This window comes from Aeromonas sp. ASNIH4 (assembly GCF_002934425.1).
In the GTDB taxonomy this organism is placed as follows: domain Bacteria; phylum Pseudomonadota; class Gammaproteobacteria; order Enterobacterales; family Aeromonadaceae; genus Aeromonas; species Aeromonas hydrophila.
Map to the genome: position 1 here is coordinate 3,637,943 of NZ_CP026217.1, position 22,633 is coordinate 3,660,575.

The window sequence follows — 22,633 nt, forward strand, 5'->3', positions numbered from 1 at the left end:
TCCATCATCGGGCTCGAGCAGGTATGCGAAAAGGCCGTGCCCATCTGGTCGCAACAGATTGAAAACTCTCGCCAGCAAACCGAAGGGGCCATGATTGACCTCACCCAGCGTTTTGCCGGGCTGACCACCAAGCTGGAAGAGGCGGTCGCCGCCTCCCACAACGCTGCCGGGGATCTGGGCGGCGAGAAATCCGCCGGCATGGCCGCCGTGCTGGCCGAGAGCCAGGCCCAGCTCAACCAGGTCGTCGCCATCATGCACTCCACCCAGGCCAACCGTGACGCCATGCTGGCAGAGATAAAAACCCTCACCGCCTACACCATCGAACTCAACACCATGGCGCTCGACGTGGCCAAGATAGCCTCCCAGACCAACCTGCTTGCCCTCAACGCCGCCATCGAGGCGGCCAGGGCCGGTGAAGCTGGTCGTGGCTTCGCGGTGGTAGCGGACGAGGTGCGCACCCTGTCGCGCCTCTCCAGCGAGACCGCCCAGAAGATGACCGACAAGGTCGATACCATCAACACCGGCATCGGCCGGGCCTTCCAGATTGCCGAGAGCGCGGCAGGGCGGGATCAGGCCGCCGTCAGCGACGCCGAGCACGCCATCGAACAGGTGCTGGAGCGCTTTCGGATGGCCACCACCAGCCTGGCCGAGTCGGCTGCCCTGCTGCAGAGCGAGAGTACCGGGATCCACCGTGAGATTTCCGATGTCATCGTGTCGTTACAGTTCCAGGATAGAGTCAGTCAAATCCTTGGCCATGTTCGTCAAAACATGGACAGCCTCAACGATCACCTGATCTCGTCGCGCACCAGAACGCACCAGTCCGGCCCCATCCAAATCGATGCAGAGAGCTGGCTGGCAGACATGGAACTCTCATATGCCACCGATGAGCAGCGCAATATCCATCACGGTCGCAAAACCCCGACGGCAACCCCATCCAGCAACGCTGATGTCACTTTTTTCTAGGAGAGAGATATGGCCAAAACAGTCCTGATCGTGGATGACTCGGCAACCATACGCCAGGTCGTCGGCATGACGCTCAAGGGCGCCGGTTACGAGGTGATGGAGGCTTGTGACGGCAAGGACGCCCTCAAGAAACTCGACGGCAAGAAGATCAACCTCATCATCAGCGACGTCAACATGCCGAACATGGACGGCATCAGCTTCGTCAAGGAGGCCAAGAAGCTGGCCAGCTACAAGTTCACCCCGGTGATCATGCTGACCACCGAGTCCCAGGACAGCAAGAAGCAGGAAGGACAGGCTGCGGGAGCCAAGGCCTGGGTGGTCAAGCCGTTCCAGCCGGACCAGATGCTGGCAGCCGTCGCCAAGCTCATCATGCCCTGAGTCAGGAGGCATTCATGCCGCTGCATATCGAAACGGGCGAAGAGAAGACAGTTGTGGCCATTGCGGGTGAGATGACCATCTATACCGCAGCCGAGCTCAAACAGGCGCTCACTCCCCTGCTCTATCGCCAGCAAGAGCTGGAGCTGGATCTTTCCCAGGTCAGCGAAATGGACAGTGCCGGTCTGCAACTGCTGCTGGCCGCCAAGAAGACGGCGCTGCAGGGCGGCTATCCACTGCATCTGGTGATGCACAGCCATGCGGTACTCGATGCCCTTGAGCTGTGCCAACTGGCAACCTTCTTCGGCGATCCCACCCTCATCCCCCACCCCGATCACGCCTAGCTGGTTCCGCGGACAAGGAGTCATTCGTGAGCATCAATCTTGATCAGGCCCTGCAAACCTACATCGCCGAGGCGCGTGAGCTGCTCGAGGAGATGGAGTCCGCACTGCTGACGCTGGAAAACGAGCCGGACAATAGCGAGCTCATCGGCGCCATCTTCCGGGCAGCCCACACCATCAAGGGCTCTGCCGGCCTGTTTGGCCTGCAACCCATCGTCAGCTTTACCCACATCGTCGAAGATCTGCTCGATCAGGTGCGCAACCAGCAGCTGGCGATCAGTGAAGCACTCATCAAGGATCTGCTGGAGAGCCGGGATCACATCGAACGCCTGGTCAGCCTGGTGGCCGAGCAAGGGGAAGCACTCGGTGCAGATGAGCAGGCTCAGGATGTACAACTGAGAAGCAACCTGGCACGCCATCAAACCACCAGCCAAGCCGGCCTGCCGGAACGCAACCCGCCAGCCGAGACCAGCCCGGTCAGCAAGGAGGAGGGTCATGTCAGCGCCACGTCTCTGTGGCACATCTCCCTGCGCTTTGGCCCGGATGTGCTGCGCAACGGCATGGATCCCACCTCTTTTCTGCGCTACCTCGGCACCATGGGTACCCTCTGCGCCATCGAGACCATTCACCATGCTCTGCCCGACTGGGAACATTTCGATCCGGAGAGCTGCTACTTGGGCTACGAACTCGATCTGGATACCCAGGCCGACAAGAATGCCCTGAGCGATGTGTTCGAATTTGTCCGCGATGACTGTCGTATCACCATTATCCCGCCCCACAGCAAGCTGGCCGAGTACATCGACCTCATCAACGCCCTGCCGGAAGACAACGAGATGCTGGGGCAGCTGCTGGTCAAGACCGGCGCCCTGACGGCCAGCGAGCTGGTACTCGGGCTGCAAGCCCAGCATGAACAGCCGCAGACCGACGCCGGCAAACTGGGAGAGATCCTGATTGCCCAAGGTGCCGTCAGCGAGGTGGTGGTGGATGCCGCGCTCAAGAAGCAGAGCCAGAACAAGGAGAGCAAAAACAAGGAGGGACGCTATGTCCGGGTCCATGCCGACAAGCTGGATGACCTGATCAATCTGGTGGGCGAACTGGTAGTCGCCAGCTCGGGAGCCAACCTGCTGGCCCAGCGTTCACGGGACAGCCAGCTACAGGAGGCCAACTCCACCATTGCCATGCTGGTCGAAGAGATCCGGGATGGGGCGCTGCGCCTGCGCATGGTGCCCATCGGCGATACCTTCAACCGCTTCCAGCGGGTAGTGCGGGATGTCAGCCATGAACTGGACAAAGACATCGCCCTGGTCATCACCGGCGGCGATACCGAACTGGACAAATCGGTGGTGGAGAAGATCGGCGACCCCTTGATGCACCTGGTACGCAACGCCATGGACCACGGCATCGAATCGGCTGAAAGAAGAGTGGCCGCCGGCAAGCCGGCACGAGGCACCCTGACTCTCAACGCCTATCACGACTCCGGCAGCATCGTCATCGAAATCCAGGACGATGGCGCCGGCCTCAACAAGGCCAGGATCCTGCAAAAGGCGCAAGAACGCGGCCTGGTGACCACCAATACCACCCTGACGGATCAGGAGATCTACCAGCTCATCTTCGAACCCGGCTTCTCCACGGCAGAGGCCATCACCAATCTCTCCGGCCGCGGGGTGGGCATGGATGTGGTCAAACGCAACATCCAGGCCCTGCGCGGCAGTGTCGAACTCGACAGCAAACCCGGCCTCGGCACCCGGGTCCAGATCCGGCTGCCGCTCACTCTGGCCATCATCGATGGTTTTCTGGTGCGCGTCAGTACGACCCACTACGTCATCCCTCTCGACATGGTGATCGAATGTGTGGAGCTGACCCAGAGCGCGCTGGCCGATACCCAGGGTCGCAACTACATCAATCTGCGCGGGGAAGTGCTGCCTTTTGTCCGGCTGCAGCACTATTTCGATGTCGAGGGCACCAGAGGCCGCCGGGAAAACATCGTGGTCGTCAGCCACGGCGGCAAGAAATCCGGCCTGGTGGTCGACGAGCTGCTGGGTGAATTCCAGACCGTCATCAAGCCGCTTGGCAAGCTGTTCCAGCGCCTGCAGGGGATCAGCGGCTCCACCATCCTGGGAGGCGGTGAAGTTGCCCTCATTCTGGATATCCCCTCTCTCATTCAGCACGCCATCGAGCAGGAGCTGGGCCAGCTGAGCCAGTACGCCATTCCACGTCTGCAAACCCAACCTAGAGTCAATTAACGCCAGGAGCCTGTCATGTTCAAAAACTCCACCATCAAGCTGCGACTCACCATTTTACTCTGCCTGCTCTGCGCACTGCTGCTGGGAGTGGGTGCCTTGGGGCTCTACAACATGCAGAGCAGCAACAAGGGTCTGCAGCGGGTCTACAACGATCGGGTGGTACCGCTCAAACAGCTCAAGACCATCTCAGACAATTATGCCGTCGCCATCATCGACAACGTCAACAAGGCCAATGCGGGCCTCATCAGTGCCGAAGAGGCGCGGCAGCAGATCCAGCATGCCCAGCAGCAGATCAAGCTGGAGTGGCAGCATTACCAGGCCACCAAGCTGACCGAAGCCGAGCAGAAGCTGTCAGCCGAGGCCAACAGCCTGTTCAGCGCAGCGGACCGGGATATCACCCGGCTGGAAGCGTTTCTCTCGACCCAGCGCGGTGTCGTCACCGGCATGCTCAACGAATTTGACGGCAAGCTTTACAGCTCCATCGACCCCATCGGCGGCAAGATAACCGAGCTGGTCAGCCTGCAGCTCGACGTCGCCAAATCCGAGTACGAGCAGGCGCAGGCCTGGTACGACGTCATGCTGCTCACCATGCTGGCGGTCGTTGCCGCAGGCATGGTGGCTGCCGCCTGGTTTGGCATCGTCCTTATCCGCAGCATCATCTCTCCCATCAACCAGGCACTGCAGGTAGCCAACCACCTGGCCGAAGGCAACCTCGACGTGACCATCGACATCGGAGCCCACGACGAAGCCGGACAACTGCTGCTGGCCATGCAGAACATGGTCAACAAGCTGACCGCACTCATCAACGACATCGAGACCCTGGTGACTGCCGCCGTCGAGCAGGGAAACTTCAGTTACAAGATCGAACTGGACGGACGCCAAGGCTACATCAAGCGGCTGTCCGAACTGCTCAACCGCCTATCCAACGTCACCGACACCAGCCTCAACGATGTGATGCGCATCGCCACAGCCCTGTCGCGAGGTGATCTGACCCAGAAGATAGAACAACCCTATCCGGGCATTTTTGGCCAGACCAAGGATGGCCTCAACAGCACCATAGAGGCGCTGACCGCCATCATCGAAGAAGTGCGCAACGCCGCCGACAACCTGACCAATGCCTCCAATCAGGTCAGTACCACGGCCCAGTCCCTGAGCCAGGCCACCAGCGAACAGGCCGCCAGCGTGGAAGAGACCAGCGCCTCCATCGAACAGATGAGCGCCAGCATCAACCAGAACACCGACAACGCCAAGGTCACCGACAACATGGCCAGCAGTGCCGTGCTTGAAGCCACCGAAGGTGGCCGCTCGGTCCAGCAGACGGTGGCAGCGATGCAGCAGATCGCCCGCAAGGTCAGCATCATCGACGACATTGCCTACCAGACCAATCTGCTGGCACTCAACGCCGCCATCGAAGCAGCAAGGGCCGGTGAACACGGCAAGGGGTTCGCGGTGGTGGCCGCCGAGGTCCGCAAACTGGCCGAACGCAGCCAGATAGCGGCTCAGGAGATAGGCGAGCTCTCATCGAGCAGCGTCGATACAGCCGAGAAGGCGGGCAGCCTGCTCGACAAGATAGTGCCCTCCATTCGCAAGACTTCCGATCTGGTGCAGGAGATCAATGCCGCCTCCGGTGAGCAGGCCAGCGCAGCCAACCAGATAAGCCTCGCCATGAGCCAGCTCAATCAGGTAACCCAGCAAAACGCCGCCAGCAGCGAGGAGCTGGCAGCCACGGCCGAAGAGATGAGCTCTCAGGCCAACGAGCTGCAGCAAACCATGGATTTTTTCTCGCTGGAGAACCTGAATAAACCGGCAAGGACTCACGAGAGCGGACATAAAGGATTGCCCCCCAGAGGCAAATTTGTCATGCCGACCCAGCACCCACTGCACGGCAATACGGCGGCGCAACCTCAGGTTGACGAGGCCGATTTTGTCCGTTTTTAACCGGAGAGCCCCATGAGCATGTCTACCGAAGTGGCCGTCCAGCCTGGCACGCTGGCCCCTGATAACCAGGGCGATGCCCAGTACCTGACCTTTCTCATCAACGGCGAGATGTTTGCCATCAACATTCTCGGGGTCAAGGAGATCATCGAATACGGCAACATCACCCCCATCCCCATGATGCCGAGCTTCATCCGCGGCGTGATCAACCTCAGGGGAGCCGTGGTCTCGGTGGTGGATCTCAATGCCCGCTTTGGCAATGCCCCTTCCAGCATCACCCGCCGCAGCTGCATCGTCATTATCGAGGGAGTGCATCCGGACGATCCGGAACACGGCAATCAGGACATCGGCGTGGTGGTGGATTCCGTCTCCGAAGTGCTGACCATTCCCTGCAATGAGATAGAGCCGCCACCGAGCTTCGGGGCGCGCATCCGGGCGGACTTTATCAGCGGCATGGGCAAGGTAAATGGCAAATTCGTCATCCTCATCAATACCGAGAAGGTGCTCTCCATCGACGAAATGGCACAGCTCAGCGAACTGACCCAGCAGCAGGAGCGGTTGCTGGAACAGAAGCCACAGACACCGTGATTCAGGCGTAACAAGCAACAAGAGTCTCGCTCACCACACCACACAGCAATGACATGTCGCACAAGGATAAGGCTCATGACTCAATCATTTTTTGGCAATCTGTTCGGCAACGGCAGCGCTCATGCCTTGCTGCAGGAACAACTGCTCCAGCTCATTGGTGCAACCCGATCGCTCCAGCAGGGGATCAAACAAGGCGACCAATCAGCCCAGCTGGAGCTGGGTTCGCTCAGCGGTCCGCTGCGGGAACTCTGTCAGGAGTTCAATACCGTGCTGTCACTGCTGGGGGAGCGCCTTAGCAACACCCTCGCCACCATCAGTGCCAACCAGACCCTGTATGACGAAAACCTGCGAGTCCGCAAGGCGCTGGATGGGGCCTCGACCAATGTGATGATCGCCGATACCAATCTCGACATCGTCTATATGAATGAAGCCGTGCTCGCCATGCTGGGCCAGGCCGAATCGGACATTCGCAAGGATCTGCCCAATTTTGATGTCAGACAGCTGATGGGCAAGAACATTGATACCTTCCACAAAGATCCTTCCCATCAGCGCAGCATGCTGGCCAAGCTGAACAGCACCTATCGCGCCCAGATAACCGTCGGGGGGCGCATCTTCTCGCTGATCGCCAATCCGGTCTTCAACGATGGCGGTGAACGGCTTGGCTCCGTTGTCGAGTGGGCCGATCGGACCAAGGAGATCGCCATCGAGAACGAGATGAAGGCAGCCAGCGCAGCGGCCAAGATCGCCGCCGCAGAGAGTTTGCGCGTCAAGAAGGCGCTTGATGGCGCCAGCACCAACGTGATGATCGCCGACACCGATCTCAACATCATCTACATGAATGAATCCGTCAAAGAGATGCTGAGCCTGGCTGAAGCGGATATTCGCAAAGAACTCTACAACTTCAATTCAGCCACCCTGATGGGGGCCAACATCGACAGCTTCCACAAGAATCCGGGCCATCAGCGCAGCATGCTGGCCAAGCTGAACAATACCTATCGCACCCAGATCCTGCTCGGCGGGCGCACCTTCTCGCTCATCGCCAATCCGGTATTTGGTGACGATGGCGAACGACTGGGCTCCGTGGTCGAGTGGTCGGATCGCACCAAAGAAGTCGCCATCGAGCGGGAGATGTCGGAAATCGTGCAGGCGGTGATCAACGGCGAACTGCACCGCCGCATGGATCTGACCGGCAAGAATGGCTTCTTCCAGACCCTGGGAGAGGGCATCAATCGCATCGCGGAGGTGATCGACACCAGCCTCAACGACGTGATCCGGGTGGTGCAATCCCTGGCCAGAGGCGACTTGACCCAGCAGGTCGAGGCCGACTACCCCGGTGTATTTGGCACCACCAAGGACTCCCTCAACCAGACCATCGTCTCGCTGACCAATATCGTCACCGAAGTGCGGGGCGCATCTGACAATCTCTCCAGCGCGGCCGAACAGGTCAGCGCCACCGCCCAATCCATCAGCCAGTCAAGCAGCGAACAGGCTTCCAGCATGGAAGAGACCAGCGCCTCCATCGAGCAGATGAGCGCCAGCATCAACCAGAACACCGATAATGCCCAGGTCACCGATGGCATGGCCAGCAAGGCCGCCAAGGAGGCCGTGGAAGGCGGTGAGGCCGTCAAGCTCACGGTCGATGCCATGAAGCAGATCGCCAAGCGGATCGGCATCATCGACGACATCGCCTACCAGACCAATCTGCTGGCCCTCAATGCCGCCATCGAAGCTGCCCGGGCCGGGGATCACGGCAAGGGCTTCGCCGTGGTGGCTGCCGAAGTGCGCAAACTGGCGGAGCGCAGTCAGGTCGCGGCCCAGGAGATCGGCGAGCTGGCCTCTAGCAGTGTCGACATGGCGGAGAAGGCGGGCCGTCTGCTCGATCAGATGGTGCCCTCCATCAACAAGACCTCGGATCTGGTGCAGGAGATCAGCGCCGCCTCCGCCGAACAGTCCACCGGCGTCAGCCAGATCAACATCGCCATGAATCAGTTGAGCCAGGTCACTCAACAAAATGCCTCCTGCAGTGAGGAGCTTGCCGCCACAGCCGAGGAGATGAGCAGCCAGGCCGAACAGCTGCAATTGGCGATGGAGTTCTTCACGCTGGAACAGCACAAGCACGGCGCCAACCAGAAGGCACCGGCCCGTGGTGGCCCACGGGGGCGTTTCATGCACGAGGGCAATGGCCAGGAAGGTGTAGGCACCACGCCACGCCCTCACAATGACGCCGACTTTATCCGCTTCTAGCCTGATGCGGGTGGGCCAAGCTCACCCGCATCCCGCTCACCGCAGGGAGTTTGCGCGTGTATCAGACCCAGTTGCATGATGATGAATTTGCGCAGTTTCAACGCTGGATCCACCAGACGGCGGGTATCGACTTGTCACCGGCCAAGAAGGCCCTGGTCGCCAGCCGCCTGTCAAAGCGGCTCTGCCACTACGAGCTGGAGAGCTACGGCGACTATTTCAGCCTGATCATGAATAACCGGGGGGCAGAGCTGCAGGTCGCACTCGATCTGCTCACCACCAACGAGACCTATTTTTTCCGCGAACCCAAGCACTTTGAATTTCTTGGCAACAAGGTATTGGCACAACTGCCAAAAGAACGGGCGGTGCGGATCTGGAGCGCGGCCAGCTCTTCCGGTGAAGAGCCCTACAGCCTGGCCATGACCCTGGCCGACAATCTGAACCATGGCAGTTGGGAGGTCATCGCCTCGGATATCTCGACCCGGGTGCTGGAGCAGGCCAGAGCCGGGCAATATCCCATCGAGCGGGCCCACAACATCCCGCTGCCATTTTTGATGAAGTACTGCCTGAAAGGGGTCGGTTTTCAGGAGGGCACCTTCATCATCGATCGCAAGCTGCGCGAGAAGGTGCAGTTTCATCACATCAATCTGAATCAGGAACTGCCCGACATCGGGCAGTTCGACGTCATCCTGATCCGCAACGTGATGATCTATTTCAACCGGGAGACCAAGGCCCAGGTACTGCAACGGTTGGTGCCGCGCCTGCGCAAAGGGGGCTATCTCATCGTCAGTCATGCCGAGAGCCTGAACGGTCTGCCTCATGGCCTGCAACTGGTATCGCCTTCCATCTATCTGAAACCATAAGGGTTTCAATATGAGAGAGGTCTCGCTGCAACCCGGAGAATTCTATTTTGGGCAGGATGACACCATCATCCGCACCCATCTTGGTTCCTGTGTGGCCATTACCATGTGGCACCCGGAACAGAAGCGAGGCGGCATGTGCCACTACATGCTGCCCAGCCGCGGTCACAACACCATGAGTCTGGACGGTCGCTATGCCGATGAAGCAATTCAGCTATTTATCAATGAGATAAGCAAATATCCCGCCCCCATCCACGAATACGAGGTCAAGCTCTTTGGCGGCGGCAACATGTTTATCGAACAACAAACGCTCAACACCATGAATGTGGCCATCAGAAACATCAAGGCCGCCTGGCAACTGACCCAGCATCTGGGCCTCACCATCAAGGCCCACCATCTTGGCCATGCGGGACACAGAAGCCTGATTTTTGAGCTGGCCAACGGCAATGTCTGGGTGCGTCATCACCGCTTGCCACATCGCTAAGGGGACGGGAATGAAACAGATCAAGGTCATGCTGGTGGATGATTCCGCCGTGGTCAGGCAGGTATTGCAGGCCATTCTCGAGCAGGAGCCGGATATCAAGGTCATCGCCACCGCGTCTGACCCGCTGTTTGCACTGGAGAAGCTGAAGAAGGAGTGGCCGGACGTGATCGTGCTGGACGTGGAGATGCCGCGCATGGATGGCATCACCTTCCTCACCAAGATCATGGCCGAACACCCTACCCCTGTGGTCATCTGCTCCTCCCTGACCGAGAAGGGAGCAGAGACCACGCTGCAGGCCATGGCCGCCGGCGCCGTGGACATCATCACCAAGCCCACCGTCGGCCTGAAAAGCTTTCTGCAGGAGTCGGCGCAAGAGCTGGCCATGGCGGTACGCGCCGCCGCCCAGGCCAATGTCAGACGACTGGCCAAAGTGCCCGCCCCCAGCGTCGCCCCCAAGCTCAACGCCGACGCCATCATGCCCGCCGCCAGCCAGCATGCCATGGCCCAGACCACCGAGCGGATCGTGGCAATCGGTACCTCCACCGGCGGCACCCAGGCGCTGGAAGCTGTGTTGACCACCCTGCCCCGAGTCTGCCCCGGCATTGTCATCGTGCAGCACATGCCGGAGAAGTTCACCGCTTCGTTTGCCGAGCGGCTCAACAGCCTGTGTCAGATAGAAGTGCGGGAAGCCAAGAGCAATGACAGGGTGATCCCCGGGCTGGCGCTGATCGCCCCCGGCGGCAAGCACATGCTGCTCAAACGCAGCGGCGCCTACTATCACGTCGACGTGATGGACGGCCCCCTCATCAACCGCCACCGCCCTTCGGTGGACGTGCTGTTTCGCTCGGTGGCCAAGTTTGCCGGCGGCAATGCTACCGGCATCATCATGACCGGGATGGGGGATGACGGCGCCCGCGGCTTGCGGGAAATGCTGGAGGCGGGCGCCAATACCTTCGCTCAGGATGAGGCCTCCTGCGTGGTCTTCGGCATGCCCAAGGAGGCCATCAAGCTTGGCGCCGCCCGCCATGTCTTGCCGCTGCAGGATATCCATCACGCCATCGTGGGCCGCTAGCAGGCAACAGAGAGATAAGATGAGACGACACAGCCCGGCATGACCGGGCTGTTTTCTGTCAATGCGGCATATCGTCGAGCAGGGCAAACAGGCGGTCAATCTCGGCCGAGGTGTTGTAGTGCATGCAGCCTATGCGCAGCACCCCATCGCTCACACCCAGTTGCTCAACCAGTGCCAAGGCATAGAAATGGCCGGCCCAGCTGCATACCTGATGCTGCCCCAAAAACTCGGCCATCTCGGCCGAGGTATGGCGGTTTGACGTCAGGGCGAAGGTCGGGGTGCGCCCCTGGCTGTCGTGAATGCCGTGCAGGGTGAACCAGGGCCGCTCGGCCAGCTTGGCCAGCAGATGCTCGCTGAGCTGGCGTTCATGGGCCTGGCTGCGGACAAACGCCAGATCGAGGCGCTCCTCCAGCTCATGCTCTGCGCCGTCCAACCCGGACAAGGAGGCCAGGTATTCGACGGTAGCCTCCACCCCGGCCAGTGCTTCCCAGCTCTGGGTGCCGGTCTCCCACTTGTAGGGCGCCACGTTTTTGGCCGGTTCGACCTTGTAGGGGGTGAAATGCGTCAGGTGGCGATGCTTGCCGTAGAGAATGCCGAGGTGCGGGCCGAAGAACTTGTAGGCGGAACACCCCAGAAAATCGCAATCCCAGGCTTGCACATCGATACGCTCGTGGGGCGCAAAGTGAACCGCATCCACATAAAGCAAAGCCCCTACCCCGTGCACCGCATCGGCGATGCGAGGGATATCGACCAGAGTGCCGGTAGTATTGGAGGCCGCCGTCACCGCCACCAACCGGGTCTTGGGCCCCAGCAGGCTGCACAGATGCTCATAGTCCAGCCCGCCGGTGGCCACGTCCACTCTTGCCTGATGCACCACCACGCCACGATCCGCCACCGCTTGCTGCCAGCTGGAAACGTTGGAGTAGTGATCGAGCGCGCTGACGATGATCTCGTCACCGGCCTGCCACTCCCGCGCCAGCGCTCGGCTGAGCGCAAAGGTCAGGGTGGTAAAGTTGGCGCCGAACACTATCTCCTCTGCCCGCTCAGCCCCCAGCAACGCAGCCACCGCCTGCCTGGCCCGCAGCGCCTGCTGCTCGGTCACCCTGGCCGAGAAAAAGGGGCCGCCCAGATTGGCGTTGAAGTGACCGAGGTAATCGGTCATGGCGGTGAGTACGGCATGTGGCACCTGAGCGCCGCCGGGGCCATCGAAGAAGATGGGGGCTTTGCCCTCAACCAGCTGATTGAGAGCGGGAAACTGGCCGCGCAACACGGCGATATCGAGAGCCTGCATAGGGAGAGTCCACAATCCATGTTAACAGTTGAATAACATGGCGAGAGTAAAATGCGGCAGCAGCAATGTCCATCAAGGAAGCGGTCAGCCATCACACTTAGAAGAGAAGGTGATTTTTTCAGTACAAAACGCTACTCGGTGCATGTTGTCTGATGATGTTTCACACCCGCGATGAGTCCTGGATCCGGTCTGACAGCGACAGGGAAGTCGTTGATAAGCGTGAAAAATGAGCGACAAATATCAAAAAATGACCGAATGGCACTTTTTTATCGCCAGATAGGCCCACCAGGGGTTCACAAAGAGCGAAGATCTGATAGTATGCGCCTCGCACTTGGGGAGGGGTTCCCGAGCGGCCAAAGGGATCAGACTGTAAATCTGACGGCTCTGCCTTCGAAGGTTCGAATCCTTCTCCCTCCACCATTCAAGTGCAACAATCAGGAAAATACCCCGTGGAGGGGTTCCCGAGCGGCCAAAGGGATCAGACTGTAAATCTGACGGCTCTGCCTTCGAAGGTTCGAATCCTTCTCCCTCCACCATCTTCCTGAACACAATATGCAAGGCCCCTGTGGAGGGGTTCCCGAGCGGCCAAAGGGATCAGACTGTAAATCTGACGGCTCTGCCTTCGAAGGTTCGAATCCTTCTCCCTCCACCATCATTCAAGAAAACCCGGCCCAGTGCCGGGTTTTCGCTTTTCACGCTTCTATCCATTTGACACTGTCAGATCTGACAATTGCCTGCCGGCCCGCTTTTGGAAACAGTATTGCCATCACATCAAGAGACATGACCATGTTCGAGATCTGGGATGAAGAGGGACAGGCAACCGGGCTGAGTCTGCCGCAGTTGCAACAACGGCTGAGCTCCTATCACGGCGAGGTGATGGTGCGCTACATCAACCGCATCGGCCTGCCGACCACCCTGTTTCTGACCGTCAACCAGGGCCTTGCCTATCAGCGCTTCAAGGCCGATACCCCCCTGCTCGATTGGGCCTGGCTGGCACAGGCCGTACAGCCCGTCCCCTCCTCCGGTCATCCTGCGTTGTCATCAGAGAGCCACAGCAGGCTGACGACAGTCTCGGGATAGAGTCGCTAGCTCATCGACAAGTTGTTGCAAAACATCGCGAAATTTCATCAACTCCCCCTCGCATCCTGCACGCCCATCTTTGCGGATTTGCTCTTCCAGATGCCATGCCTGCTCTGCTACTCCGTCAACCCTCATCATGGCTATCGTTCCCGCCTGTCGATGCACCCAATTTGCAAGCGCCTTGTCATCCTTATGGCTCAAGCCAAGGGACTGTTCCAGCTCCTGACGAAACGACACCAGCATTGTCTCAAAGGAAGAACCAAATGCTGCCTGTAACAGGTTGATGTCGAGCAACCTGGGTACCGGCAATATCTGCCACTTCATCAGCATCTGGCGCAGTCCGTCCATGAGTACGGGCTTGCCCAGCACATCATTCATGCCGGCCGCCAGACAACGCTGCGCCTGCTCCGGCAACACATTGGCCGTCATGGCAATGATGGGAAGTTGTGCCAGCCCCTCTGTGGCCCGCACCCGACGGGTAAACTCATAACCATCCATCACCGGCATCTGGCAATCGCACAGGATCAGGTCATAGCGATGAAAAGTCAGCATGGCGAGCGCCTGTCGACCATTCTCAGCCAGATCGCACTGCAGATTGAGCTGTTTGAGCTGGCGCTGCACCAAAACCTGATTCAGGTGGTGATCCTCGACGACCAGCAATCGCTGTGGCAACAATGGTTCATCTGCTCCAACTGACGAAAAATCGGACGACAGTTGCTCGGCCAGGCCCAGCTGGCGATAACAGACATCCCTCACGGCCTGCCAGATCAGGGGATTACTGTTGAGGCAATAATGACCATCATCACGAAGCTGATAACCCAGCACGTTGCCAAGCGGCGCGACCCGGATGGCGGTCGGCTCATTCAGGTCGCCAAACAACAAGTGCGCGCCCTGTGGGGCCTCACACAGCCGCAACCCCAGCGACAGCAGATGCAACCGTAGCGTGTGGTGCAGTTTGCCATCCGGCAATGCCATAAAGACGTTCAGCCCCGCCAGCTTGGGATCCGGCTCATAGCGCGCTTCCAGTGCCAGGGGGATAGACAAGCCAATATGGGTACCCAGCCCTGGGGCACTCTCTAGCCTCAATCTCCCCCCCATCAAGGTCGCCAGTGTCTGACTGATACTGAGACCAAGTCCGGTACCCCCATAGCTGCGGGTCGTGGCACCATCCGCCTGCTCGAAGGCATTGAAAACACGGGCCTGCACATCTTCGCTCATGCCGATGCCGGTATCCTGCACCCCAAGCAACAGCCACTGCTCTTCATCCGTTTCTCCCTCTACTCTGATCGACAGTTCGATGAAGCCGCGCTCGGTGAACTTGATCGCATTGCTGGCCAGGTTGAACAGCACCTGCTTGAGCCTCAGCACATCACCATAGAAACGGGCCCCCACTTCATCATCAACACGCAGATAGAGTTGCAACCCTTTGCGCTGCAATTCGCTACTGGTCATTGTCAGCACGCTGTCGATGAGCTCACGCAGCAGAAAGCTGGTGGGTGCTAACTCCATCTTGCCGGCATCCAGCTTGGAGTAATCCAGCACATTGCCGATCAGCTGGAGCAGTCCTTCCGCCCCCTGATTGATGATGCCCACCATCTGGCGCTGCTCCGGATCGAGCGAGGTAAAACGCAGCTGTTCCGCCATCCCGATGATGCCGTTCATGGGGGTCCGGATTTCGTGGCTCATGGTGGCGAGGAAGTCAGCCTTCTGCCTGGCGGCTAGCTCAGCCTCCTCCTTCGCAAAGGCCAGATCGGCCTCCACCTGACGCCGGCGAGTTATCTCCTGGCGCAGGTGAAAGTACGCGATAGAGAGTGAAAGAATAAACAGGGTGATACCGGCGCCGACAGGGATCAAAGTGCTGACCAGCTTGTGCCACGAGATCCCTTCGTTGTAGTTCACCGCCAACCAGGTATTGCGGATCTGCCGCTTTTCCTTGTCACTCATACTGGCCAATACGCGGTTGATGAGCGGTAGCAGCGGGGCATAGGCATCTCTCACCGCGACCGCCAGCTCATCTCTGAAAGGAGTGGGCGCCACTATGTGCAGCGAGTCATCAAACCGCTCATTGATAAGCCGTGATATCACCGCCAGATTGCCCATGTAAGCATCCCCCTTGCCAGCCGCCACCATGGCCAGCCCCTCTTCCGGACCAGGTACTACCGTGATCCGGATATCCGGGATACGCGCCTTAAGCCCGGCGGTCAGCATACTGTCGGTCACGATAAGGTGCTTGCCAGTCAGCTCGGCAAAACCACCGATCGTGTTGCTACCACGAGACATGGCAATGACCACGGGAAAGGACGCAATAGGTTGGCTCACCTGCCAACCCGCAACCCTCTGGCTGATTCGAATAGGAATGACTGCAATATCAGCGTCTTGATGGAGCAATGCCTGCAGCAACTCTGGCCAACTCTGATCAACACGGTATTGATAGGCCAAGCCCAGCTTGTCCTTGAACACATCCAGATAGTCGCCTATCAACCCCGTCAATTTACCCTCGTGATCCGCATAGGAAAACGGCACCCACCCAGGAATAAAACCCAGCCTAAGGGGAGGTAGACGGGAGAGCCACTCACGCTCATCAGGGCGCAGTAAAAAACCGCTGTGCCCCTGAAAACTCAAACTGCTGTCACCCAGCCAGCTTTGCTCCAGAGCGCTGCGCTCCTCTACCGTCAGCGCCTGAATCGCGGTATCAAACCGGACTCCCAGTCTGGATTTATGTTTGCTGATACCAAGGTGAAGGCTCTCCATCAACAAGGGGGCCTGAGCGACCACGGCCAGTTCTGGATGTTGGGCAATAAACTGATTCGTGACATGCAAATTGCCAATATAGGCATCGGCTCGTTTATCCAGCACCGCCTGCAAAGCAGAACTGGAGTCCCGAAATAGAATACGAGACACATCGGGATAATGGATCCTAACCAGCTTTTCGGTCAGAAAACCAGCTTCGATAGCGATACGAGATTGATTCAAACCACTGACATCACGGAAGAAAGGAGAGTCATGGCGCACCACGACCACAGTCGATGACGAATAATAAGGGCGCGTGTATGAAATGCATTCCCGCTCTTCCGCGCGAAAAGCATCCAGTAGAATATCGACCTCACCACGACAACTGGCCGCATATAGGCGAGTCCAGTCCGGATATACTTTCCACTCAATCCGGTAATCAAGGTTCTTGGCCAATATGCTGATCAGGGCGACGCTGAAACCACTGGCATTATGGCCATCCCACTGCTGAAATGGCCCCCACCCCCCCACTAGTAACCCGACACTTACTGTTGGTAATAACGCGTTTTTTTTCGCAAAGAGTGGTTGACTGAATATACTGATATTAAATACCAGTATAACGATTATGCATCGGGATATAGCCACATGAGAACACCTCATCGTGCCAATCCTGAAAAAGATGACATCATATAAACGCTCGAAAAAATGCGGTGCGCAAAGTAGTATAGAAATGAGATGTTTGGTAGTTTAAATATTATTCGCTGTTTTATATGGGGCTCACCTATGTCTTTCAAGATCATTCTTGCCGACGACCATCCACTGATACTGGCAGGTATCCGCAGCCTTATTGCACACAATCAACCTGGTTGCGAAGTTGTTGCCGAAGCACATCAAGTCTCCGAACTTTTAAATACATTAAAGAAACATCCCTGTAATCTATTGATCACTGACTTCAGTATGCCAGGGGATGAACGCAGCGATGGGCTGACCATGATCCAGCAATTGAAACGAGATTATCCTACCCTACCTATTCTGGTGCTGACCCAGATCCACAATGCCGGCATCTTGCAGTCATTGCTCCAATTGGGGGTAAGCGGTGTCCTGCTCAAAAAAGCTGTGATCAGCGAACTATCCGAAGCCATTCGTCAAATATTATCTGGCCACAACTATATCGGCAGATCAGTGAAAACCCTGCTGGCCGAAGCGGGCCTGGATCACCAGACCAGCCTGGGTCAACTTACCCCCAAGGAGAGCGAAGTCGTGCGTTTATTAGCCAGTGGAATGTCTGTCACCCAGGTGGCCGAGTACCTGCACCGCAGCGTCAAGACCATCAGCACCCAGAAAAAGAGTGCCATGGTACGCCTCGGCCTGCAAAGCGATAGCGACCTGTTTCACTATGCCAAAGAGCAAGGGCTGGCCTGAATCTTGACCTTGGTGAATCACCCGAGCCTTAAATAGCGGCATCATAAATAAGGGTTACATTACCTTTATAAGTGCTGCCCGGATATTCCATCATCAAGGCCAGGACTGGTTCCTGAACTTTAAATATGATGCTTCGCTCTTCATTTATGAAATATGGGCCTCGTAAACTTGCTGAGAATAATTTCTTGACGCCATGTTTCAAGGGAATCTCTTCTTTGGATTTATTTACATAAATAACATCAAGTCTGACTTGCATCCCGAGCCTTTCATTATTCAGCATACAGACTTCACCAATGGCATACTGGCAGTTCAGCCAGACATTAAAATCTGAACTACTCCATAGTCGATATGGTAACTCCGCAATCAAATAGGGAGGAATACGTGATTTCCCACGATAAATCCAGTCATGCCATCCACCAGGAGGTTGCAACACGACTTTGTCACCACCAGGAGGAAACTCTATCTTTATTTGATGTTGAACTTTTAATGTCAATTCTATTATCAGTTGATTATCTTCATATACCCCATTACCAAGATCGATATCTTTATTTTGGCCTACAGAGAGAATTATTGACCCGGTATAAATTCCATTTGGCATTTTCAGCGGAGAAGGAGGTGTTATTTTAAACCCAAAAAACATCGCTTGTATATCAGATGTACCATCCACAGACAGGCCTGTATAACAAGATTTCCCCCCAACATCTCCCCATAATACGATCCAAGATGTTAGATTAATATAGCCTGCGACCTGCCGCTCAAGATAGCGACATCCACCTCTAGGATTTGTAAAGGATGTGTTGTATATCTTCCAGCCATCATTTGGATTGACAACAGAATCAAAATGCACTCCTAACTTATCAGGCTTAAATAAAACCGAGAACTGTTGCCCTTTATCAGATGTAATAATCATGGTTTTGTTTCCCAACGAACTTAGAGAAACAAAGGAATCTCTTGTATTTGAAAAATCCCTTTTCACATTTCGCTTTACTTTAGTTTTTAATGAAAATAACAAGCTATCAAGTGACATTACACCGCCACTACAGGATGAAAGCCACATTCCCTCACTGGTTTTTACACATTTTGTAGTGCTAACAAAGGTTCCATTATCAGCCTCATAGACTGCTGGCTTATATTCAGCGGTCACTTTAACGACTGCGGCCTGACATGGAAATCCAAAGAGCAAGCCTGCTATTAACCACCAATATCCGTACATCGCACCAGCTCTCATTATCTCTTCCTGCTCAAGCACTTATTGACTGGCCCAGGCCTGGGCACTGCAGACTAGATCACCCAGTAACAACACAGCCTGTTGGTGTTCGGCTCGGGCCGTGTCCAGCGCCAGATCGCACTGCTGTGCTCCCTGATATTCCACCTGCAAGCTGGGATTGCGTTCGCTCATCTCCACCGCAAAGAAGCCATCGGCCTCGCTGACGGTGCGGCCCGCGTGGTTGACCACCATGGCGCCTCTCAAGGGATCGCCCTTCTCATCCAACAATCGACCGATGACGGTGACTGTCTGCATGACCCTGACTTTGTGATAGGCCACCCCCCCCTTGTTGAGATGATAGGGCAGCACGTTGGGGCGAATGCTCACCGAGAGCGCATCGTGCTCTGCCAGATCCAGCTGCACGGCGCCACTGCGATAGGCGGCAACGGGTATCAGGTTGCGACCGGGCCGCAACTTGATATTGCTGCCTTGATCGTCATCGGCGCGCAGGGTCAGCTCGGGCTTATCGGACTCCAGGTCCACTATCATGCCCGCCTCGTACCCTTGCGATTGACCTGTCATGGTCAGGCTGCCCTCATCGCCAAACGCCAGGGTACTGTCGAGGTTGAGCCCCCCGCTCAGCGCACGGTTATAGGAGGATGATTGCAGGTGGGCATCACCACTGACCAACTCCCCCTGAAACCTGGCGTAGCCTGCCGTGCCGACGCCGTAACTGTCGGTAGTCAAGTTGGCCCCCACGCTCTGCAGTGCGCCCCACTCCAACTGTTGCTGGTACCCGAGGGAGGCGTTGCGCTCCTGCCCACCGGAGCGAGAGGTTCGACTGCCGATACCGATGGCCAGTAGGCTACGCTCTCCTCCCAGGTTCATGCTTAGGGAGAGCATGCCACCCCTATCCCTCGCATGATCGGTACTGATGCTACCTGGCCGGTCAAACACTGTCAGGTTCCAGCTCACTGTTTGACCCAGCAACTCTCCGTTGTAACGCCAGCCCAGATCGGCCCCCAGCCCCCGCCCCACCTGGTGTGCCAGATAAAAGTTGGCGGAGTGGCGCTCATCGAGCCGCTGCTGCAACGACAGGTTGCTCTGCTTGAGGTCACGGCTCTCCTCCCCCATTTGCCCCTGCTGGCGCTGCTGCTGGTGGCTCAGCACCAGGCTGCCTTCGCCATAGTGATACAAGACCTGCAGATCGAAGCCGCTGCCGAGCGCCTGGGTCGCCATCAGGTTGCCAAACAACCGCCACTGTTTATCCAAGCTCCAGTCGGCAGAGAGACCATGCTGCCAGCGCTGGTCGATATACTGGCTGGAGGCCCCGACTACCACCGAAGGGGTGAGCAGATGGTTGAGCATGACGCCGCTGCTCAGAGGCCGGGCCGTGTCCTCCTCCCAGTTGCTGAACAAGCGGGTCTGCTGGCCCACAAACAGGTTGAAGCGCCAGCTTTCATCCGGGTTTTGCCAGTTCATCGGCTTGTAGATCATCTCTCTGCGCCGCTCGGTCACCTGACCATCTTCCAGCACACGCAGCTCCACCTCGTAGATGCCGGTGGGCAGCACTTTGGTATCCAGCGCCTGCAAGCCGGAGAGCACCTGCTGCGAGTTGATGAGCTGCCCATCTCGATAGATCTCGACCATGCCGGGTCGGCTCGGGGTGACATAGACAGGTGTGGTACTGGCCTGGCCCTGCTCTATCAACAGGGTGTCGGAGTCACCCAGCATGACCCCCAGCACGGTCGGAGTGCCGCCGCCAAACAGGGTGGGCTGACGCACCAGCCCCTGGGCATAGGGCGAGAAGTAGCCCAGCCGATAGAAATGTCCTGTACCTTCGTGTTCGGCATAAAGTTGCTGCACATGGTGCTGCGCCGCCTGCCCGCTGCCGGACTGGCTCACTTCGCCCTCCAGCAGTGGGGTCCACTGACCTATGCTGCCCTGTGCCATCAGGTTGTAACGGCCACTGCGCTGATCCCCTTCCCCCTGGGTCAGGTTCAATTGGTTACGCAACAGGGCGCCATAACTGCCCCCACTGGGCAGGTTGTAATAACGGGTCAGCACCTGCCCCTTCTCGGCACCTGCCGTCAGCACCGACAATTGGGAATTCTCCAGGCTGTACTCCAGCGCCAGCACCTCGTCCGCACACAGATTCTGACATGGGCCCAGTCGATGGGATGCCGCCAGCACCTTGCTCCAGCGCTGGCGAGTACGTTCATCCAGCTCACTCTCGTGGCCATCGGTCAGAGCCAGCAGTTGCACGCTGGTGTCTTTGCTCAGCACTATCTCGCCTTCTCCCAACAACTGCCCATCCACCAAGATACGCACCGCCAGCGGGACGCCGAAGAAGTGATCGGCAAAACCATCAGGCAACTCTTCTGCTTGTTGCAGCAAATCAAGGGGTTGTACGACGCCTCCCCCCGTGGCCCAGGCCGGTACGCACAGCACAACCAGGATCAACAGGAAAGAGAAATACGACACGACCTATCTCACTCTTCTAAGCGCAGACAAAAAGGCTCCCCCGATACAGGGAGCCTCCATCAATCGGCTTATGCACCGCCCTTGGGGGCTTCCGATTCAAAAATCATGTTGACCACCCCCTGGTAGTTACCTGGCTTGTAACCAGCGATCGGGGCATCCGCCGGGATCACTTCCAGCCCCAGTAACTTGCCAGTCCTGGCATCATCAGCCTTCATTACTTCAGCCGAGGTGGTGCCCAGGATGACGCCACCGATTTTGACGGTCAGTGCGATGTTGTCATTGCCGCTGGCCATCACCGCCGGGTTGGTCAGATAACCGGTGATGGCGCCAATGGTGCTCTTGGCATCCAGCTGCTTGCTCAGCTTGTCCAACTTCTTGGTATAAGGGTTGTAGGCCAGCTTCTGCGGCGTGCTCATCCAGTTGTCCCCGCCGGTCGGCTGTACATAGAACGCTTCGGTCGGGATCTGGGCGGTCACAGTGACCTGATGCTCAATACGTTCGGCAGCCATCAGATTGGCCGACACCAGCATGGCCAGGGGCGCAGCTATCCATACTTTCATTACTCTCTCCTCTCTCGGATATCAGAAACATCAGTGACCAATCACCATGTTTCTGCTCTTGTCACCCTCAATCAGTTCAAACCGGTAAAGGTGATCGCTCTTTTTCATCAGTTGCTTCTGCATGTTTGGCAACAGATGGGTCTTGCTTGGGGGGGAACAGTTTTTCTTCCGCCCATCACACTCTTCAAAGAAATCCAGTACTATGGTGGCGTTGCCCTTATTCACGACTGTCGTCATGGTGTCCGTCTTTATAAACTTGGTATCAAATCGACTCTCTTTCGGCATTACAAAAATAATGGCGCCAAAGCCAGTCAATATATTTACCCCGGCCGAGACTTGCTGCTGTTCCTTCTGGACCGAATTGGCATCCAGACCGAAGCCATCCTCCTGCCTTGGCAACACAGGAATAAAACGGACCCTGAAATAACGCTCCTTGTCCCGCTCTCCCATAAACAGCAGCCGGGTCGCCTGCACTCCATTGGCCGGAATAATCATGCGGGAGGGGCTAGCAATCAGTGTTCTACGCCCCTCGGTTAACTCTGCCGACTCCTGCGGCTGGCCAGCAGCATCGTAGGTGATCTCGTGAATGGCGACCTTTACAAAGGCGGTAGCATCACCCTGATTACGAATACGTTTTAAATAAGTACTCTGCTGGCCAGACATATAGTCATAGAGCGTACCGATACTGATTTCAGCTGATGCCAGCGCATTGCCACTGCATATCAGCGACAAGATAAAAAACATTTTCTTCATGACA

18 protein-coding genes and 3 tRNA genes are annotated in these 22,633 nt (G+C 57.3%); 15 read left to right on the forward strand and 6 right to left on the reverse strand.

Going from position 1 to position 22,633, the window contains the following annotated elements; genetic code table 11:
• Positions 1–252: 252 nt before the first annotated feature.
• From C2U40_RS27030 to C2U40_RS16785, 10 genes are all read left to right on the forward strand, one after another.
• Positions 253–963 (forward strand): methyl-accepting chemotaxis protein, encoded by a 711-nt coding sequence (locus tag C2U40_RS27030; protein ID WP_226033577.1) that lies wholly within the window; start codon positions 253–255, stop codon positions 961–963.
• Positions 964–972: 9 nt separating this feature from the next.
• On the forward strand, positions 973–1,341 hold the full coding sequence (locus tag C2U40_RS16745; RefSeq protein WP_011704967.1) for a response regulator: 369 nt from the start codon (positions 973–975) through the stop codon (positions 1,339–1,341).
• A 14-nt stretch (positions 1,342–1,355) separates the two neighbouring features.
• Positions 1,356–1,682 carry an STAS domain-containing protein gene (locus tag C2U40_RS16750; RefSeq protein ID WP_017408761.1) on the forward strand — a complete coding sequence of 109 codons (327 nt, stop codon included), beginning with the start codon at positions 1,356–1,358 and terminating at the stop codon, positions 1,680–1,682.
• Positions 1,683–1,708: 26 nt separating this feature from the next.
• The gene (locus tag C2U40_RS16755; RefSeq protein WP_103828699.1) at positions 1,709–3,922 is read left to right on the forward strand and encodes a chemotaxis protein CheA; all 2,214 of its coding nucleotides are present in this window, start codon (positions 1,709–1,711) and stop codon (positions 3,920–3,922) included.
• 15 nt (positions 3,923–3,937) lie between these two features.
• On the forward strand, positions 3,938–5,860 hold the full coding sequence (locus C2U40_RS16760) for a methyl-accepting chemotaxis protein (protein ID WP_049048463.1): 1,923 nt from the start codon (positions 3,938–3,940) through the stop codon (positions 5,858–5,860).
• Positions 5,861–5,872: 12 nt separating this feature from the next.
• The gene (locus tag C2U40_RS16765) at positions 5,873–6,445 is read left to right on the forward strand and encodes a chemotaxis protein CheW (protein ID WP_016349735.1); all 573 of its coding nucleotides are present in this window, start codon (positions 5,873–5,875) and stop codon (positions 6,443–6,445) included.
• 75 nt (positions 6,446–6,520) lie between these two features.
• The gene (locus C2U40_RS16770) at positions 6,521–8,689 is read left to right on the forward strand and encodes a methyl-accepting chemotaxis protein (protein ID WP_103828700.1); all 2,169 of its coding nucleotides are present in this window, start codon (positions 6,521–6,523) and stop codon (positions 8,687–8,689) included.
• A gap of 56 nt (positions 8,690–8,745) precedes the next feature.
• Entirely contained in the window at positions 8,746–9,549 is an 804-nt protein-coding gene (locus C2U40_RS16775) for a CheR family methyltransferase (protein WP_043124873.1), read from the forward strand.
• Between the two features lie 10 nt (positions 9,550–9,559).
• The gene (gene cheD / locus C2U40_RS16780; protein WP_103828701.1) at positions 9,560–10,030 is read left to right on the forward strand and encodes a chemoreceptor glutamine deamidase CheD; all 471 of its coding nucleotides are present in this window, start codon (positions 9,560–9,562) and stop codon (positions 10,028–10,030) included.
• Positions 10,031–10,040: 10 nt separating this feature from the next.
• On the forward strand, positions 10,041–11,102 hold the full coding sequence (locus C2U40_RS16785; protein WP_011704959.1) for a protein-glutamate methylesterase/protein-glutamine glutaminase: 1,062 nt from the start codon (positions 10,041–10,043) through the stop codon (positions 11,100–11,102).
• Between the two features lie 58 nt (positions 11,103–11,160).
• Here the strand turns inward: C2U40_RS16785 and C2U40_RS16790 are convergent, their stop codons facing one another.
• Complete coding sequence (locus C2U40_RS16790) at positions 11,161–12,393, reverse strand: cysteine desulfurase-like protein (protein WP_181014919.1); 1,233 nt, start codon at positions 12,391–12,393, stop codon at positions 11,161–11,163.
• A 335-nt stretch (positions 12,394–12,728) separates the two neighbouring features.
• On the opposite strand from C2U40_RS16790, the gene C2U40_RS16795 reads away from it, so the two are divergent.
• The 4 genes from C2U40_RS16795 to C2U40_RS16810 all read left to right on the forward strand — a co-directional run bounded on the left by C2U40_RS16795 (position 12,729) and on the right by C2U40_RS16810 (position 13,473).
• Positions 12,729–12,813 (forward strand) — tRNA-Tyr (locus tag C2U40_RS16795).
• A gap of 31 nt (positions 12,814–12,844) precedes the next feature.
• Positions 12,845–12,929: transfer RNA gene (locus C2U40_RS16800), tRNA-Tyr, on the forward strand.
• Between the two features lie 31 nt (positions 12,930–12,960).
• A tRNA-Tyr gene (locus C2U40_RS16805) sits at positions 12,961–13,045 on the forward strand.
• A gap of 134 nt (positions 13,046–13,179) precedes the next feature.
• Complete coding sequence (locus C2U40_RS16810) at positions 13,180–13,473, forward strand: hypothetical protein (protein ID WP_233768786.1); 294 nt, start codon at positions 13,180–13,182, stop codon at positions 13,471–13,473.
• On the opposite strand, the gene C2U40_RS16815 is transcribed toward C2U40_RS16810, so the two are convergent.
• Entirely contained in the window at positions 13,435–16,863 is a 3,429-nt protein-coding gene (locus C2U40_RS16815) for a transporter substrate-binding domain-containing protein (protein WP_103828703.1), read from the reverse strand. The two genes, C2U40_RS16810 and C2U40_RS16815, sit on opposite strands and share 39 nt — an antisense overlap.
• A 123-nt stretch (positions 16,864–16,986) precedes the next feature.
• Between C2U40_RS16815 and C2U40_RS16820 the strand changes: the two genes are divergently transcribed.
• Entirely contained in the window at positions 16,987–17,625 is a 639-nt protein-coding gene (locus tag C2U40_RS16820) for a response regulator (RefSeq protein ID WP_029301659.1), read from the forward strand.
• A 28-nt stretch (positions 17,626–17,653) separates the two neighbouring features.
• Here the strand turns inward: C2U40_RS16820 and C2U40_RS26210 are convergent, their stop codons facing one another.
• From C2U40_RS26210 to C2U40_RS16840, 4 genes are all read right to left on the reverse strand, one after another.
• Positions 17,654–18,853, reverse strand: a complete 1,200-nt coding sequence (locus tag C2U40_RS26210) for a hypothetical protein (protein WP_146054396.1) — start codon at positions 18,851–18,853, stop codon at positions 17,654–17,656.
• A gap of 21 nt (positions 18,854–18,874) precedes the next feature.
• Entirely contained in the window at positions 18,875–21,316 is a 2,442-nt protein-coding gene (locus C2U40_RS16830; RefSeq protein ID WP_103828704.1) for a fimbrial biogenesis outer membrane usher protein, read from the reverse strand.
• Positions 21,317–21,384: 68 nt separating this feature from the next.
• A complete protein-coding gene (locus C2U40_RS16835) occupies positions 21,385–21,876 on the reverse strand; it encodes a CS1 type fimbrial major subunit (protein ID WP_103828705.1) in 492 nt (163 codons plus the stop codon).
• A gap of 30 nt (positions 21,877–21,906) precedes the next feature.
• Positions 21,907–22,629 (reverse strand): hypothetical protein, encoded by a 723-nt coding sequence (locus C2U40_RS16840; RefSeq protein WP_103828706.1) that lies wholly within the window; start codon positions 22,627–22,629, stop codon positions 21,907–21,909.
• Positions 22,630–22,633: the final 4 nt, after the last annotated feature.

Coding starts and splice junctions, on each gene's coding strand:
- C2U40_RS16750 (WP_017408761.1), top strand. CDS start 1,356: ATGCCGCTGCATATCGAAACGGGCGAAGAGAAGACAGTTGTGGCCATT.
- C2U40_RS16770 (WP_103828700.1), top strand. CDS start 6,521: ATGACTCAATCATTTTTTGGCAATCTGTTCGGCAACGGCAGCGCTCAT.
- C2U40_RS16790 (WP_181014919.1), bottom strand. CDS start 12,393: ATGCAGGCTCTCGATATCGCCGTGTTGCGCGGCCAGTTTCCCGCTCTC.
- C2U40_RS16835 (WP_103828705.1), bottom strand. CDS start 21,876: ATGAAAGTATGGATAGCTGCGCCCCTGGCCATGCTGGTGTCGGCCAAT.
- C2U40_RS16820 (WP_029301659.1), top strand. CDS start 16,987: ATGTCTTTCAAGATCATTCTTGCCGACGACCATCCACTGATACTGGCA.
- C2U40_RS16815 (WP_103828703.1), bottom strand. CDS start 16,863: ATGAGGTGTTCTCATGTGGCTATATCCCGATGCATAATCGTTATACTG.
- C2U40_RS16745 (WP_011704967.1), top strand. CDS start 973: ATGGCCAAAACAGTCCTGATCGTGGATGACTCGGCAACCATACGCCAG.
- cheD (WP_103828701.1), top strand. CDS start 9,560: ATGAGAGAGGTCTCGCTGCAACCCGGAGAATTCTATTTTGGGCAGGAT.
- C2U40_RS16760 (WP_049048463.1), top strand. CDS start 3,938: ATGTTCAAAAACTCCACCATCAAGCTGCGACTCACCATTTTACTCTGC.
- C2U40_RS16840 (WP_103828706.1), bottom strand. CDS start 22,629: ATGAAGAAAATGTTTTTTATCTTGTCGCTGATATGCAGTGGCAATGCG.
- C2U40_RS26210 (WP_146054396.1), bottom strand. CDS start 18,853: ATGAGAGCTGGTGCGATGTACGGATATTGGTGGTTAATAGCAGGCTTG.
- C2U40_RS16810 (WP_233768786.1), top strand. CDS start 13,180: ATGTTCGAGATCTGGGATGAAGAGGGACAGGCAACCGGGCTGAGTCTG.
- C2U40_RS27030 (WP_226033577.1), top strand. CDS start 253: ATGCACTCCACCCAGGCCAACCGTGACGCCATGCTGGCAGAGATAAAA.
- C2U40_RS16765 (WP_016349735.1), top strand. CDS start 5,873: ATGAGCATGTCTACCGAAGTGGCCGTCCAGCCTGGCACGCTGGCCCCT.
- C2U40_RS16785 (WP_011704959.1), top strand. CDS start 10,041: ATGAAACAGATCAAGGTCATGCTGGTGGATGATTCCGCCGTGGTCAGG.